This window comes from Ralstonia sp. 25mfcol4.1 (assembly GCF_900104095.1).
GTDB lineage: Bacteria > Pseudomonadota > Gammaproteobacteria > Burkholderiales > Burkholderiaceae > Cupriavidus.
In genome coordinates this window covers 449,719-465,053 of sequence record NZ_FNJO01000002.1, presented here as the reverse complement: position 1 = coordinate 465,053, position 15,335 = coordinate 449,719, and the positions used below count along the sequence as shown (strand labels likewise).

Sequence of the window (15,335 nt, the reverse complement as noted above, 5' to 3'; positions counted from 1 at the left end):
CATCGCGCGGGAAGGGCAGGAGAGGCCGAGCAGAGGGGCGGGCGGGTCCACAATCGACACGCCTGCACCAAACGGTATACAAATTCCTCACAATTTTGGTGCGGGCGCACAATCGCAGGTCTTTCCAGTCAGCCATGCTTTTTGGGCGTGGCGGGCGTGCGATCAGCCCGCCATCTCCCTCCAGGCTCTGTGCTGCAACCGCTGGAGGGAACCCTTCCCGCGCTCGCCCCGCCCTTGCTGCGGTGCATCCAGACTTGGCATAAATACTGCCTTGAGATTCCCCGATTACGGAATATAGTATACCGAGCTGTCGATCCAAGACGCCTCCCTTCCAACATGCCCCCACAGGTGCGGCCACACCTCATGCGCCGCACCCATGACAAAACGGAGCCACTGTGACGCTGCCTGACCCCATGCCGGTCGATCCGTCCCGGCCAGATGTCCGCTGGATGCCCGCCCACGTTGCCGCCGCGCATTTGGCGCGTGGCGAGACCACGGCGGTGGCGCTGGTCGATGCGTGCAAGGCGGCCTGGGACGCCGATCACGGCCAGGTCAATGCGATCGTGCTGGCGGATTTCGAGGCGGCCCGCGAGGCGGCCGCGCAAAGCGATGCCCGCCGGCAGGCGGGCCGTTCGCGCGGGCCGCTCGACGGCGTGCCGTTCTCGATCAAGGAATCGTTCGATGTCGCCGGATGGCCAACCACGTGCGGCGTGCCGGCGCGCGCCGCCCATCGCGCGGGTGCCGACGCCGTGGTGGTGGAGCGCCTGCGCGCGCACGGCGCCGTGCTGCTGGGCAAGACCAACGTGCCGCTGGGCCTGCGCGACTGGCAGAGCTACAACGCGGTCTACGGCACCACGCGCAATCCGCACGACCTGTCGCGCACGCCGGGCGGGTCGTCGGGCGGCAGTGCAGCGGCCGTCTGCGCCGGCATGAGCTATTTCGATATCGGCTCGGACATCGGCTCGTCGCTGCGCAACCCGGCGCATTACTGCGGCGTGTTCTCGCACAAGAGCAGCCACGGCATCGTGCCGTTGCGCGGCCATGGCAACGCCCGCGCCGGGTTTGCGGAGCAGGACATCAACGTGGCCGGCCCCGTGGCCCGCAGCGCGCGCGACCTGGAACTGGTGCTGCGCGCCATCGTCGGGCCAGATGCCGCCGACGCACCGGCATGGCAGCTCGACCTGCCATCGTGCGACCACACCCGACTGTCCGATTTCCGCGTGGCTGTGCTGCCGAGCCACCCGCTGGCCGAAGTCGACGACACGGTCAGCGGCGCCATCGGGCAACTCGGACGCCAACTGGAGGCGGCCGGCGCCCAGGTGGCCTGGAACGTCCGTCCCGACTTCGATGCCGCGCAGCTGTGGCGCATCTACGTGCTGCTGTTGCGCGCGACGACGTCGCTGCATATGGATGACGCCGCGTTTGCCGATGCGCTGGCACGTGCCGGCAACCCTGACGGCGACGACGCCGACTACGCCTTGCTGCAGTTCACCGGTGCCGCGCTGAGCCATCGGCACTGGCTGCTGATGCAGCATGCCCGTGAGACCTTCGCCCGTGCCTGGAATCGTTTCTTCGGCGACTTCGACGTATTGCTATGCCCAGCCGCGTCCACCACGGCCTTTCCGCTCGACGAAGAAGGGGAGCCGTGGCAACGCACGATCACGGTCAATGGCCAGCCGTGGCCGCTGACGTCGCAGCTGTTCTGGGCCGGCCATTCGGGGCTGTGCGGTCTGCCTTCGACGGTAGCGCCAATCGGCCCGGCGCGCGACGGCTTGCCGGTGGGCGTGCAGATCGTGGCGCGCCGCTACGGCGACCTCACATCGCTGCGTTTCGCGCAGTTGCTCGAAGACGCCGGCCATGGCTTCCGGCCACCGCCCATTGCTGCATCGCCAAATCGTTAAATCACCACATCTCAAGTTACGACATCGCTGCATCGCAAAATCGCTAAAAGGGGAGGGCGATCATGCTGGACTGGTTCAAGGAGTTGTCGCGCGCCGAGCGCAAGGGGTTCTACGGGGCGTTCCTGGGGCATGCTGTCGACGTGTTCGACTTCATGATCTATTCGTTCCTGATTTCGACGCTGCTGGCGCAGTGGGGCATGAGCAAGTCGATGGCCGGGGCCATCGTCACATGGACGCTGGTGTCGTCGCTGGTGGGCGCCGTCGGCGCGGGGCTGCTGGCCGACCGCTTTGGCCGGGTACGCGTGCTGCGCTGGACCATCCTGGTGTTCGCGGTGTCCTGCTTCCTGTGCGGCATCGCCAATTCGCCAGAACAGCTGATGGTATTCCGCATGCTGCAGGGCTTGGGCTTCGGCGGCGAATCGTCGCTGTGCATGGTGCTGGTGACCGAACTGATCCGCAATCCGGCGCATCGCGGCAAATACTCGGGCTTCACGGCCAGCAGCTATTCGTTCGGCTGGGGCGGCGCGGCTATCGCCTATGCCATCACCTTCAACCTGTTCGAGCCGGAAACGGCGTGGCGGGTCTGCTTCTTCCTGGGCATCCTACCCGCGCTGGTGGTGGTCTACCTGCGCCGCAACCTGGAGGAGCCCGAAGTCTTCCTGAAGAGCCGGGCGGAGCGCGGCAAGGTGTCGGCCACCGCGGACCTGGCGCGCGTGTTCCGCAAGCCGCTGCTGAAGAAGACGCTGCTGTGCAGCCTGCTGTCGGGTGGCATGCTCGGTGCCTACTACGCCATTGCCACGTGGCTGCCGACGTTCCTGAAGACCGAGCGCGGGCTGTCGGTATTCGGCACCAGTTCCTATCTGGCCGTGACGATCCTGGGATCGCTGGTCGGCTACGTGGCCGGCGCCTATGCCACCGATCGTTGGGGCCGGCGCCTGACCTACATCGCCTTTGCGGCCGGCGCGTTCGTGATGGCCATGATCTACATGGTGATCCCGGTATCGAACACGTCGATGCTGTTCCTTGGCTTTCCGCTCGGGGTGCTGATGCAGGGCGTGTTCTCGGGCATCGGCGCCACGATTTCGGAGTCGTACCCGAGCAGCGTGCGGGCCACCGGCTACGGCGTGGCGTACAACATGGGCCGCGTGATCGGATCGTTCTTCCCGCTGGCCGTGGGCTGGCTCAACAGCGGCCGCACGTCGCTGGCACTGGCCATCGCCATGGTGGCCGGCGTCGGCTACGCGCTGGTGATGGTTTCGGCGGCGTTGCTGCCCGAGACCTCGGGCATCGACCTGGGACAGGCCGGAGGCGGCGACCACGACGATGCCACCGACCCCGTGGGCGCCACCGCCGTGCCGCTGGCGCCTGCCGCGCCAGCCAGCAAGCCCGCCTGAACCGGACCGGATTCGTCCGCACGGTGCGGTCAAAGGGGCGACGTGTGCGGCCGGAGCCGGGTGGGGGCGGCCGATCGACCATGTGACGGCGGCGCTTTGACCTTGAAACAACAGTCGCCCCGCGCGCAATTAAGCCGCTGCTTACCAGCGGCGCCAGCGGCCCTATAATGGCTGTTCCGCCATCGGCCACGCGTTTCGAGCGTGGCCGTTGGTCCTTCCTGACGGCAATGCCGCACACAAGACGGCCTGCCGTACCGTCTCTTCTCATCTCGCCATGACACCCCGACAGTCGTCCCCGGTGTGGTTGCGCCTCTGGCATCGCTTTGCCGAGGTGGAGCGCAACGCCTTTCTCGACGGCGCGCGATTCTTCGCGCCCTCGCTGCCCGCGGTATTTTCCTGGGGCCTGGTCACCGGGGTGGCCATGAGCAAATCGGCGCTGACGGTGCCCGAGGCCATCGGCATGTCGCTGCTGGTCTATGCCGGGTCCGCGCAGCTGGCCGTGCTGCCGCTGTTCGCGGCGGGCATGCCGATCTGGACGGTCTGGCTCACGGCCGCCGTCGTCAACCTGCGCTTCGTGATCTTTAGCGCCGCGCTGCAGCCGCATTTCAACTATCTGCCGGGCTGGCGCCGTACGCTGCTGGGCTTCTTCAACGGCGACCTGCACTTTGTCTACTTCATGCAGCGGTACGCCGAGCCGGGCTACGCGCCGGGCAAGGAGGGGTATTTCTGGGGCATGGCGCTGATCAACGGCGCCACGTGGCAGGTGTCGTCGATCATCGGCATCGTGCTGGCCAGCCTGTTCCCGGACAGCTGGGGCCTGGCGCTGGCCGGCACGCTGGCGCTGATTCCGGTGATGATCGCGACGATCAACTCGCGCTCGACGCTGATGGCCGTGGTGGTGGCGGCGGTGGTGGCGCTGCTGTGCTTCGACCTGCCGTACCGGCTGGCGCTGGTGATTGCCGTGGTGGCCGCGATTGCCGCCGGCATGGCCAGCGACGAGATGGCGGCGCGCGCCACGCTGCGCGGTATCCGCGCCCGCAAGGGCCGCCAGCCGACCGGAGACCAGGCATGAGCCATCTCGATACCTGGATCGCTATCCTCGGCATGACCGTGGTAACCGTGTTCTCGCGGGCGCTGTTCCTCATGGCGGGCGAGCGCGTCACGGTGCCGGACCGCATCCAGCGCGCGCTGCGCTACGCGCCGGCCGCCGCGCTGGCGGCCATCATCCTGCCCGATCTGCTGACGTTCGAAGGCCATTTCACGATCGGCCCCGGCAACGACAAGCTGATGGCGGGCATTGCCGCCACGGTCTGCTATGTGCTGACCAAACGCATGGTCGGGATGATCGTGGTCGGCATGGCGGTGTACACCGCGCTGCGACTGCTGGGCTAGACGGCCTGCGCTTCCCGCTCGGCCGGCTCGGCCAGGATGCTGCTCAGGCGGGTCAGCAGATGGGCCAGCTGGGCCTGGGTGCTGGTACCGGTCTTGGTGAAGATGGCCTTGAGCTGCGAACGCCCGGTTTCGCGCTTGATCCCGAGCTGGATGCACGCATCGGGCAGGCCGATGCCCGTGATCAACAGCATGGCAAGCCGGTTTTCGGCCGGCGTCAGGCCATAGAGATCGCGCAACACCGCCGGCACCGCACGCGGCGGGTCGTGCATCTCGTGGATGGCCACCAGGATTGGCTGTCCTTCCCATTCCGACGACAGGTAGAGCGCCGGCGTCAGCGCCACGGAGACGATCTGTGCCCCGCGGCCATCGGCGCCGGTGGCGTGGATAGCCTGCGCCGGCTGCAGCGTGTTGGGGTCGCACAGCGCGCGCACGACATCGGCGAACGGCCGCGACAGGCGCCAGCCATTGCCATTGCCATGGATGCCGGCGTTGCTGTCGGCGACCTCGCCGGCCAGCAGCCGGCGCGTCCAGGGTTGCCCGGCGGCATTGGCCAGCAGGACCTTGCCCGATTCCGAAAAGACGACCACCCCGAACGGCAGCCGGTCGAGCAGGTCGGCAGAGACGTGGCCGCGCGCCGCGACGGCATGCGTGCGGTCGCGCAGGGCCATGGCTTCGCGCAGGTGCGGAATGGCCCAATCCAGCGCGCGTGCGTCGGCCTCCGCATAGCCCTCCTCGCTGGCCGGACGCTGGAGCACCAGGTAGATCTCATGTGCTGGACGGCGGTCGACCAGACAGGCCATGACCTCTGTCAGCGCCACGTCGTCGAACGATTCGCCGCGAAAGGCCTGGTGCTGCGCCGTGGCGCCGGCGGTGCCGCGCCGGTCGATATACCACCCGCCCACCGCCATGGACCCGGACACCGGCATGCCGCCGTGCAGCCGGTAGGGCGGGGGCAGGATGGCCAGGTTGTCGGGGGCCCGGTTGACCAGGTGGCGAACCTGCACGGTCTGCTGCACGGTATCCAGCACCAGCAGCGACGCCTGAATGCTGCCGCTTTGTTCGCACAGGGCATGAAGACTGCGCTGCCACGCAAGGGGCTCGAAGACGCCGAGATAGAGACCGCGAATGGTCTCATGCATGTCAGATGTGTTCATTACGTTACTTCCTTTGTCCTTTTCGACGACGAGCGCGCGAGCGAGGGCGTCGTCGTGCTTCGCGACCCTCCAAAAGGGGCGACGTGGTCGAGGCGTGGTCGGCGCTGCGGCGCGGAATTGCGCGCGGCGGAGGCGGAAGGGGCGTCAGCCCCCGTCCAGCGTGGCCGCCAGCTTCGTCAGCAGATGGGTGAACTGCGCCTGGCTCGTGCAGCCGGTCTTCAGGAAGACGGCCTTGAGCTGGGTGCGCGCGGTCTCGTGGCGAATGCGCATGTTCTGCGCTGCCTCGGGCAAGCCTTCGCCAGTGGCCAGCCGCGACGCGAGCCGCGTTTCGGCCGGGGTCAGGCCGTAGAGGTTGCGCAGGACGGTGTCGAGGAGGACGGACGGCGCGCCCGGCTCGTGCACCACCACCAGCGCCGCCGGCTGCTGCCACTGCGACGCAAACGCGTGCGTGGGCGGCAACGGCAGGACCAGCACTTCGGCGTGGTTGCCGTGATCGTCGCTGGCGCGCGCGGCTTGCGCGCCTAGCGGATTGCCGGGGTCGCAGGCCGCCTGCACCATCTCGGCAAACGGCCGCGACAGGTGCCACGCCGTGGTCTTGCCCGATGGTTCGAGGCGGCGCGCCCAGCGTTCGCCAGCCGTGTTGGCCAGCAGCAGGCTCCGGTCCGGCGTGTAGACGCCCACGGCGAAGGCCAGCCGTTCGAGCAGGCGGGCCGAGATCGAGGCCATGGTCGACAGCGCCAGCGTGCGGTCGCGCATGGCAATGGCGCTGCGCATGTGCGGGATGACCCAGTCGAGCCGGCGCGTGTCCTCGCCCGAGAAGGCGTCCTGCGACAGCGCGCGCTGCATCGAGAAATACACTTCGTAGTGCGGCTGCCGTTCCACCAGGCAGGCCACGTACGAACGAAGGTCGAACCGGTTGAAGAAATCGCGATAAAACGGATGGCGCGCCATGGCCTGCGGGCCCAGGTCGCGCGCGTCGATGTACCACGCGCCCGGCACCAGCCGGGGCGCGAAGGCCTTGGCCGGATCGATGGCCTGGAAATCGTTCTCATAGGTGGTGAACAGCTCCGCCACCGGGTTGACCACTTCGTTGACGGTCACCTGGTCGCGCACCGTGTCCCACACCATCATCGACGCATGCGCCGTGTCGGCAATCTCGGTCAGCGTCCGCAGGCTTTGCTGCCACGCGGCGGGATCGAGGACGCCTTCATACAACCCGCGAATAGCGCCGTGAATGGCGGCGGCTTGTTCCATCTGACTACCCCCTTGCATTCGCCAACATCGGTTCCTTTCCACGTATCCGTTGCGCACGTCCGTGGAAATGGCGGAGCCAGTCTTTGCCGGCTGTCGTCTGGTGTCATGATGTACCAAAACTGTCAAAAATAGTTCGAGTGTCTGACTATGCATACGTTTAGTACATTAGGGCGTACATTACCGCATACGGGCCGGAAGTTGTTAAGACAACATCCCCTCCTTAAGTAGGGGCGGGGTCAGGCCGCCATGTGATGCGTCAGCGGTACGGGCGCGGGAGGCGCAAATCCGTCACGGCGTTCAGGTAAAATGGCGGTTTTCCCGACTTCTGTGGACGGTTGTATGCCGTCCCCGTCCCGCTCTTATCGCCATGACCTCTGTCCTGCGTCTTACCGATCTCATTTCCCAAGGCAAACTCACCGGCAAGCGTGTGTTTATCCGCGCCGACCTGAACGTGCCGCAAGACGACGCAGGCAATATCACCGAGGACACCCGCATCCGCGCGTCGGTGCCCGCCATTCAGGCCTGCCTGGAAGCCGGCGCTGCCGTGATGGTGACGTCACATCTGGGCCGTCCGACCGAGGGCGAGTTCAAGCCCGAGGATTCGCTGGCCCCGATCGCCACGCGCCTGTCGGAACTGCTCGGCAAGCCGGTGAAGCTGGTGCAGAACTGGGTCGACGGCGTGGAAGTGGCGCCCGGCCAGGTGGTCCTGCTGGAAAACTGCCGCGTCAACAAGGGCGAGAAGAAGAACAGCGACGAACTGGCCCGGAAGATGGCCAAGCTGTGCGACGTCTACGTCAATGACGCCTTCGGCACCGCGCACCGCGCCGAAGCCACCACCCACGGTATCGCCAAATTCGCCCCGATCGCCTGCGCCGGCCCGCTGCTGGCCGCCGAGATCGACGCGCTGGGCCGTGCGCTGGGCCAGCCGGCCCGTCCGCTGGTGGCCATCGTGGCCGGTTCGAAGGTCTCCACCAAGCTGACCATCCTGAAGGCCCTGGCCGACAAGGTGGACGGTCTGGTGGTCGGTGGCGGCATCGCCAACACGTTCATGCTGGCGGCCGGGCTGAAGATCGGCAAGTCGCTGGCCGAGCCCGACCTGGTGGGCGACGCCCGCGCCATCATCGAGATCATGGCCGCGCGCGGCGCATCGGTGCCGATTCCGGTGGACGTGGTCTGCGCCAAGGAATTCAGCGCCACGGCTGCCGCCACGGTCAAGGACGTCAAGGACGTGGCCGACGACGACATGATTCTGGACATCGGCCCGCAGACCGCTGCCATGCTGGCCGACCAGCTCAAGGCCGCCGGCACCATCGTCTGGAACGGCCCGGTCGGCGTGTTCGAGTTCGACCAGTTCGGCAACGGCACCAAGGTGCTGGCCGACGCCATCGCATCGTCGAAGGCGTTTTCGATCGCCGGTGGCGGCGACACGCTGGCTGCCATCGCCAAGTACGGCATCGCCGACCGCATCGGCTACATCTCCACCGGCGGCGGCGCCTTCCTGGAGTTCCTGGAAGGCAAGAAGCTGCCGGCGTTCGAAGTGCTGGAACAACGCGCGGCCGGCTGAAACCCGACCGGGCCGGCGGCGTGAGCCGGCCGGCCCGCAGCCATGCCTTGGAAGCCCAGAAGCCCACACGCCAGCTAACCCCCAGGAAACCGCCAGCATGACCCGTTCCACCAAGATCGTCGCCACGATTGGCCCCGCGTCCAGCTCGCTGGAAGTGCTGACCCGCATGATCGGGGCCGGTGTCGATGTGGTGCGCCTGAATTTTTCGCACGGCACGGCGCAGGACCATATCGACCGCGCCGCGCTGGTGCGTGAAGCCGCCACGGCCTGCGGCCGCGAGGTGGCCATCATGGCCGACCTGCAGGGCCCCAAGATCCGCGTGGGCAAGTTCGAGAACGGGAAGGTCACGCTGAAGGCCGGCGACGCGTTCGTGCTGGATTCGAACTGCGAGACCGGCAACCAGGAGCGCGTGGGGCTGGACTACAAGGATCTGCCGCGCGACGTGGGCCCGGGCGACGTGCTGCTGCTCAACGACGGCCTGATCGTGCTGGTGGTGGATCGCGTGATCGGCACCGAGATCTTCACCACGGTGCGCGTGGGCGGCGACCTGTCGAACAACAAGGGCATCAACCGCCAGGGTGGCGGGCTGTCGGCGCCGGCGCTGACCGCCAAGGACATGGAGGACATCAAGACCGCCATGGCCCTGCACGCCGACTACGTGGCCGTGAGCTTCCCGAAGAACGCCACCGACATGGAAATGGCGCGCCAGCTGGCCAACGTGGCCGGCCAGCCGCACAACCACAAGGCGCGCATGATCGCCAAGATCGAACGCGCCGAGGCCATCCGCCCCGGCGTGCTCGAGGAAATCCTGAATGCGTCGGACGGCATCATGGTGGCCCGTGGCGACCTGGCCGTGGAAGTGGGCAACGCGGCGGTGCCGGCGCTGCAGAAGCGCATGATCCGCCTGGCACGCGAGGCCAACAAGCTGACGATCACGGCCACCCAGATGATGGAAAGCATGATCGTCAACCCGGTGCCGACGCGCGCCGAGGTGTCGGACGTGGCCAACGCCGTGCTGGACGGCACCGACGGCGTGATGACGTCGGCCGAGACTGCCGCCGGGCGCTATCCGGTGGAAACGGTCGAAGCCATGGCAGCGATCTGCCTGGAGGCCGAGAAGTCCGAGGTCGTGCAGCTCGATACCGATTTCCTGAACCAGACGTTCTCGCGCATCGACCAGTCGATTGCCATGGGTGCGCTGTTCACGGCCTATCATCTAGGCGTAAAGGCAATTGCCGCGCTGACCGATTCGGGCGCCACCGCTTTGTGGATGAGCCGTCACCGCATCCATGTGCCGATCTATGCCATGACGCCCAATCTGGCGTCGCAGCGCAAGATGCAGCTGTACCGCAACGTGGTGCCGCTGCCGCTGCAGTCGAGCACCGACCGGGACGAGGCGCTGGAACAGGCCGAGGAGCTGCTGCTGGCGCAGGGTGCCGTGCAGCATGGCGATTTCATTGTGCTGACGATCGGCGAGCCGATGGGCCAGGCCGGCGGCACGAACACGCTGAAGATCGTGAGGGTCGGCAGCAAGTTCAAGTAAAGATTACGTCCGATGTGGTGCGCTGCACGGACGGCGCACCGCGGATGCGCGAACCTGCCCGGCGCAGCATCGAAAAAATACTAGATACCGATTTTTTATTCAGGAGTTTGACATGCCACTCGTATCCATGCGCCAGCTGCTGGACCATGCCGCCGAGAACAACTACGGTCTGCCGGCCTTCAACGTGAACAACCTCGAACAGGTCCAGGCCATCATGCAGGCCGCCGACGAGGTCAACGCCCCGGTGATCATGCAAGCCTCGGCAGGCGCGCGCAAATACGCTGGCGAGCATTTCCTGCGTCACCTGATCGAAGCCGCCGTGGAAGCCTATCCGCACATCCCCGTGGTGATGCACCAGGATCACGGCCAGTCGCCGGCGATCTGCAAGGCCGCCATCGACCTGAACTTCTCGTCGGTGATGATGGACGGCTCGCTGAAGGAAGACGGCAAGACCCCGTCGGACTACGAATACAACGTCGACGTGACCCGCAAGGTCGTGCAGATGGCCCACGCGCTTGGCGTGACCGTGGAAGGCGAACTGGGCTGCCTGGGCTCGCTGGAAACCGGTGAAGCCGGCGAGGAAGACGGCATTGGCGCCGAAGGCAAGCTCGACCACTCGATGCTGCTGACCGATCCGGAGCAGGCCGCCGACTTCGTCAAGGCGACCCAGCTGGACGCCCTGGCCATCGCCATCGGCACCTCGCACGGCGCCTACAAGTTCACCCGCAAGCCCACGGGCGACATCCTGGCCATCGGCCGCATCAAGGAAATCCACGCCCGCATTCCGAACACGCACCTGGTGATGCACGGTTCGTCGTCGGTGCCGCAGGAACTGCTGGCCGAAATCCGCCAGTTTGGCGGCGACATGAAGGAAACGTACGGCGTGCCGGTGGAAGAGATCCAGGAAGCCATCAAGTACGGCGTGCGCAAGATCAACATCGACACCGACATCCGCCTGGCGATGACCGGCGCGATCCGCCGCTTCTTCGCGGAAAACCCGAGCAAGTTCGACCCGCGCGAATACCTGAAGCCGGCCCGCGAAGCCGCCAAGCAGGTGTGCAAGGCCCGCTACATCGCCTTCGGTTGCGAAGGCCAGGCCAGCAAGATCAAGGCCGTGTCGCTGGCCGACATTGCCAGCCAGTACGCGTCGGGCAAGCTCGCCCAGGTCGTGCAGTAAATCGTTTCACCGCCCCGCCCGCCCGGCGCGCGGGGCGTTCGTACTTCATGGGGCTTCGCCAACCGCACGAAGCCCCGCTTGTTTTCAGCCGCAGCCGCTTTCACACCATGTCTGACGCCCTCTACGAATCCTCCATCCAGTCCCTGCCGCTGCTCGGCCACGGCAAGGTCCGCGACAACTACGCCGTCGGCGACGACAAGCTGCTGATCGTGACGACCGATCGCCTGTCGGCCTTCGACGTGATCATGGGCGAGCCGATTCCGGCCAAGGGTCGCGTGCTGAACCAGATGGCCAACTTCTGGTTCCGGAAGCTCGCGCACATCGTGCCGAACCACGAGACGGGCGTGACGGCGGAAAGCGTGGTGGCGCCCGACGAAGTGGCGCAGGTCAAGGGCCGCGCCGTGGTGGTCAAGCGCCTGAAGCCGATCCTGGTGGAAGCGGTGGTGCGCGGCTACCTGGCTGGCAGCGGCTGGAAGGATTACCAGGCCACGGGCAAGGTGTGCGGCATCGAACTCCCGGCCGGCCTGCAGAACGCGCAGAAGCTGCCCGAGCCGATCTTCACCCCGGCGGCCAAGGCCGAGATGGGCGAGCACGACGAGAACATCTCGTTCGACGAGGTGGTGCAGCGCATCGGCCGCGAACTGGCCGAGAAGATGCGTGACATCTCGATCCGCCTGTACAAGGAAGCGTCCGAGTACGCGGCCACGCGCGGCATCATCATCGCCGACACCAAGTTCGAGTTCGGCCTGGACGAAGACGGCACGCTGACGCTGATGGACGAAGTGCTGACCGCCGATTCGTCGCGCTTCTGGCCGGCCGATTCGTACCAGGTGGGCACCAACCCGCCGTCGTTCGACAAGCAGTTCGTGCGCGACTGGCTGGAAGCCGTGCGCATCGACGGCAAGCCGTGGCCGAAGACGGCGCCGGCGCCGAAGCTGCCCGACGACGTGGTGCAGAAGACCGCCGACAAGTACAAGGAAGCACTGACCCGCCTGACCGGCGAGCAGCTGCAGTAAGGCGGAAGGGAAAAGAACATGAGCAATGCAGCAAAGCCGGTGGTCGGCGTGGTGATGGGCAGCAGTTCCGACTGGGACGTGATGCAGCACGCCGTGGCCATGCTCAAGGATTTCAACGTGGCATTCGAGGCGCAGGTCGTGTCGGCGCACCGCATGGCCGACGACATGTTCCGCTACGCCGAGTCGGCACGCAGCCGTGGCATCCGCGCGATCATCGCCGGCGCCGGCGGCGCCGCGCACCTGCCGGGCATGATCGCCGCCAAGACGATCGTGCCGGTGTTCGGCGTGCCCGTGCCGTCGAAGTACCTGCGCGGCGAGGATTCGCTGCTGTCGATCGTGCAGATGCCCAAGGGTGTGCCCGTGGCCACCTTCGCGATCGGCGAAGCCGGTGCCGCCAACGCGGCGCTGCACGCCATCGCCACGCTGGCCACCACCGACGACGCGCTGGCCAGCGCACTGGAAGCATTCCGCGCGAAGCAGACCGAAGCCGCGCGCGCGATGACCCTGCCTGTCTAAGTTTCAGCCGTAACAAAAGCCCGAGCCATGCCGACCGATATCCATCCCTACCTGTCCGAAGCCCATACGCCGGAGTCGCGCGCCGAATTTGGCGTGGACGCCCCCGGCGCGCCCATCCTGCCCGGCGCCTGGCTGGGCATGCTCGGCGGCGGCCAGCTGGGCCGCATGTTCACGCACGCGGCGCAGTCGATGGGCTATCGCGTCTGCGTGCTCGATCCCGACCAGGACAGCCCGGCGGGCAACGTGGCAGACCGTCATATCTGCGCCACCTACACCGATGACGCCGCGCTGGCCGAGCTGGCCAGCCTGTGCCAGGCCGTGAGCACCGAGTTCGAGAACGTGCCGTCGATCTCGCTGGACCGCCTGGAGCAGGCCGGCGTGTTCGTGGCGCCGCGCGGCTACTGCGTGTCGATTGCGCAGAACCGTATCGGCGAGAAGAAGTTCTTTGCCTCGTGCGCCGAGCGTACGGGCGTGCCGCCGGCCCCGCACTGGGTGATCCAGCATGACGCCGACGTGGACAACGTGCCCGACAACGTGCTGCCCGGCATCCTCAAGACCGCGCGCATGGGCTACGACGGCAAGGGCCAGGCCCGCGTGAAGACGCGCGAGGACGTGCGCGCCGCCTGGAAGGCCATGCAGCACGTGCCGTGCGTGCTGGAGCAGATGCTGCCGCTGGCCTACGAGGTCTCCGTGCTGGCGGCCCGCGCCGCCGACGGCACCACGGCCACCTGGCCGCTGGCCGAGAACGTGCATCGCGACGGCATCCTGTTTTCCACGACGATGCCGTCGATGAGCGTGTCCGACGACATCGCCACGCGCGCCCGCGCCGCCGCCGCCACCATCACCTCGGAAATGGGCTACGTCGGCGTGCTGTGCATCGAGTTCTTCGTGCTGACCGACGGCACGCTGGTGGCCAACGAGATGGCCCCGCGCCCACACAATTCCGGCCACATCACGATGGATGCCTGCGAGACAAGCCAGTTCGAGCAGCAGGTGCGCGCCATGGCCCGCCTGCCGCTGGGCAGCACGCGCCAGCATTCGGCCGGCAAGATGCTGAACCTGCTGGGCGACTGCTGGTTCGAGTTCGGCCTGGAGCGCACGCCCGCATGGGACGAGGTGCTGGTGCAGCCCGGCGCCAAGCTGCATCTGTATGGCAAGAACGACGCGCGCCCGTCGCGCAAGATGGGCCATGTAAACTGCGTGGGCGATCGGGCGGAGGCCGCGGCCGCCGCGTTCGACGCCGCCGCCACCGCCCTGCATATCCCACTCTGAGATTCGATGTCTTCACGCATGCCCACGGCCGCCGAGCTTGACGAGGCGGTTCGCCTGCTCGAAGCCGGCCAGCTCGTGGCGTTTCCGACCGAGACCGTCTACGGCCTTGGCGCCGACGCCGAGAACCCCGAAGCCGTGGCGCGCATCTTCGCCGCCAAGGGCCGTCCGTCGAATCATCCGGTCATCGTTCACGTGGTGGATGGCGGCGACGTCAGCTACTGGACCGATGAGGTGCCTGACGCGGCGCAGAAGCTGATCGACGCTTTCTGGCCCGGTCCGCTGACCATCATCCTGAAGCGCGCCGCGCATATTCCGTCCGCCGTGGCGGGCGGGCAGGACAGCATCGGCCTGCGCTGCCCGTCGCACCCGGTGGCCCAGGCGCTGCTGTCGCGTTTCAAGCGCGGCCGGGGCGGCATTGCCGCGCCGTCGGCCAACAAGTTCGGCCAGGTCAGCCCGACCACGGCCGAGCACGTGCGCGATGAATTTGGCGGCGCCGTCTACGTGCTGGAAGGCGACGGCGTGGATGTCGGTATCGAATCGTCGATCATTGACCTGTCCCGCCTCGATACGCTGGGACCGGTGCTGCTGCGCCCGGGCGCGATCACGGCGGCAATGATGGCCGATGTGCTGGGCACGCTGCCGCTGCCGCCCGATGCCGCCGCGCCGCGCGCGTCCGGCACGCTCAAGGCCCACTACGCGCCGCGCACCACACTGACGCTGGCGCAGGCCGAGGCACTGCCGCAACTGCTGCACGGCTTGCCCGAGGGCGGACGGCTGGCGTTTGTCGGCAAGACGTCCGCCAGCGCCGATCCGCGTTGCGTGTTCGTGGAAGCGCCGGCCACGCCGGACGCCTATGCCCAGGCGCTGTACGGCCTGCTGCGCAAGCTCGACAAGGAAGGCTATCAGCGGCTGGTGTTCGAGCCGGTGCCCGATTCGCACGAGTGGGACGGCGTGCGCGACCGCCTGGGCCGCGCCGCGGCTGCGTTCGAAGACAACTGAGATGTAGACGCTGGCCCTCTCCCCCGGCCCTGTCCCGCAGGGCGGGAGAGGGGAGCAGACCGGCGGTGTTTGTATTTTCTCTTCGCAAACCAAGCAGCCGGGCGCTCATGATGCCCCCTGGTTTTCTCCCCTGTCCCGCCCGCGGGGAAGGGG

General features: G+C 67.1%; 13 protein-coding genes. 11 read left to right on the top strand and 2 right to left on the bottom strand.

Annotated features, from left to right (window positions below; genetic code table 11):
* Nucleotides 1–413: 413 nt before the first annotated feature.
* From BLQ58_RS05195 to BLQ58_RS05180, 4 genes are all read left to right on the top strand, one after another.
* Nucleotides 414–1,901, top strand: coding sequence for an amidase (locus BLQ58_RS05195; protein ID WP_029051274.1), 1,488 nt, complete (start codon nucleotides 414–416; stop codon nucleotides 1,899–1,901).
* 62 nt (nucleotides 1,902–1,963) lie between these two features.
* On the top strand, nucleotides 1,964–3,295 hold the full coding sequence (locus BLQ58_RS05190; protein WP_254775809.1) for an MFS transporter: 1,332 nt from the start codon (nucleotides 1,964–1,966) through the stop codon (nucleotides 3,293–3,295).
* 274 nt (nucleotides 3,296–3,569) lie between these two features.
* Nucleotides 3,570–4,367 carry an AzlC family ABC transporter permease gene (locus tag BLQ58_RS05185; protein WP_092595220.1) on the top strand — a complete coding sequence of 266 codons (798 nt, stop codon included), beginning with the start codon at nucleotides 3,570–3,572 and terminating at the stop codon, nucleotides 4,365–4,367.
* The gene (locus BLQ58_RS05180) at nucleotides 4,364–4,687 is read left to right on the top strand and encodes an AzlD domain-containing protein (RefSeq protein WP_092595218.1); all 324 of its coding nucleotides are present in this window, start codon (nucleotides 4,364–4,366) and stop codon (nucleotides 4,685–4,687) included. The genes BLQ58_RS05185 and BLQ58_RS05180 overlap by 4 nt, the downstream gene beginning before the upstream one ends.
* Here BLQ58_RS05180 and BLQ58_RS05175 read toward each other — a convergent pair.
* Both BLQ58_RS05175 and BLQ58_RS05170 read right to left on the bottom strand, forming a co-directional pair.
* Nucleotides 4,684–5,841, bottom strand: a complete 1,158-nt coding sequence (locus tag BLQ58_RS05175) for a helix-turn-helix transcriptional regulator (protein WP_092595216.1) — start codon at nucleotides 5,839–5,841, stop codon at nucleotides 4,684–4,686. The two genes, BLQ58_RS05180 and BLQ58_RS05175, sit on opposite strands and share 4 nt — an antisense overlap.
* Nucleotides 5,842–5,985: 144 nt before the next feature.
* Nucleotides 5,986–7,095 carry a helix-turn-helix transcriptional regulator gene (locus BLQ58_RS05170; RefSeq protein ID WP_092595214.1) on the bottom strand — a complete coding sequence of 370 codons (1,110 nt, stop codon included), beginning with the start codon at nucleotides 7,093–7,095 and terminating at the stop codon, nucleotides 5,986–5,988.
* 367 nt (nucleotides 7,096–7,462) lie between these two features.
* On the opposite strand from BLQ58_RS05170, the gene BLQ58_RS05165 reads away from it, so the two are divergent.
* The 7 genes from BLQ58_RS05165 to BLQ58_RS05135 all read left to right on the top strand — a co-directional run bounded on the left by BLQ58_RS05165 (nucleotide 7,463) and on the right by BLQ58_RS05135 (nucleotide 15,182).
* Nucleotides 7,463–8,659 (top strand): phosphoglycerate kinase, encoded by a 1,197-nt coding sequence (locus BLQ58_RS05165; RefSeq protein ID WP_092595212.1) that lies wholly within the window; start codon nucleotides 7,463–7,465, stop codon nucleotides 8,657–8,659.
* A 97-nt stretch (nucleotides 8,660–8,756) separates the two neighbouring features.
* Nucleotides 8,757–10,202: a pyruvate kinase gene (gene pyk / locus BLQ58_RS05160; protein ID WP_092595210.1), complete on the top strand. Its 1,446-nt coding sequence runs from the start codon at nucleotides 8,757–8,759 to the stop codon at nucleotides 10,200–10,202.
* Nucleotides 10,203–10,314: 112 nt separating this feature from the next.
* Nucleotides 10,315–11,379: a class II fructose-bisphosphate aldolase gene (fba, locus tag BLQ58_RS05155; protein WP_092595208.1), complete on the top strand. Its 1,065-nt coding sequence runs from the start codon at nucleotides 10,315–10,317 to the stop codon at nucleotides 11,377–11,379.
* Between the two features lie 107 nt (nucleotides 11,380–11,486).
* The gene (locus tag BLQ58_RS05150; RefSeq protein WP_092595540.1) at nucleotides 11,487–12,395 is read left to right on the top strand and encodes a phosphoribosylaminoimidazolesuccinocarboxamide synthase; all 909 of its coding nucleotides are present in this window, start codon (nucleotides 11,487–11,489) and stop codon (nucleotides 12,393–12,395) included.
* Between the two features lie 18 nt (nucleotides 12,396–12,413).
* A complete protein-coding gene (gene purE, locus BLQ58_RS05145) occupies nucleotides 12,414–12,911 on the top strand; it encodes a 5-(carboxyamino)imidazole ribonucleotide mutase (protein WP_066739411.1) in 498 nt (165 codons plus the stop codon).
* Between the two features lie 27 nt (nucleotides 12,912–12,938).
* Nucleotides 12,939–14,183, top strand: a complete 1,245-nt coding sequence (locus BLQ58_RS05140; protein WP_092595206.1) for a 5-(carboxyamino)imidazole ribonucleotide synthase — start codon at nucleotides 12,939–12,941, stop codon at nucleotides 14,181–14,183.
* Nucleotides 14,184–14,189: 6 nt separating this feature from the next.
* Entirely contained in the window at nucleotides 14,190–15,182 is a 993-nt protein-coding gene (locus BLQ58_RS05135; protein ID WP_092595204.1) for an L-threonylcarbamoyladenylate synthase, read from the top strand.
* The last annotated feature ends 153 nt before the right edge of the window (nucleotides 15,183–15,335 follow it).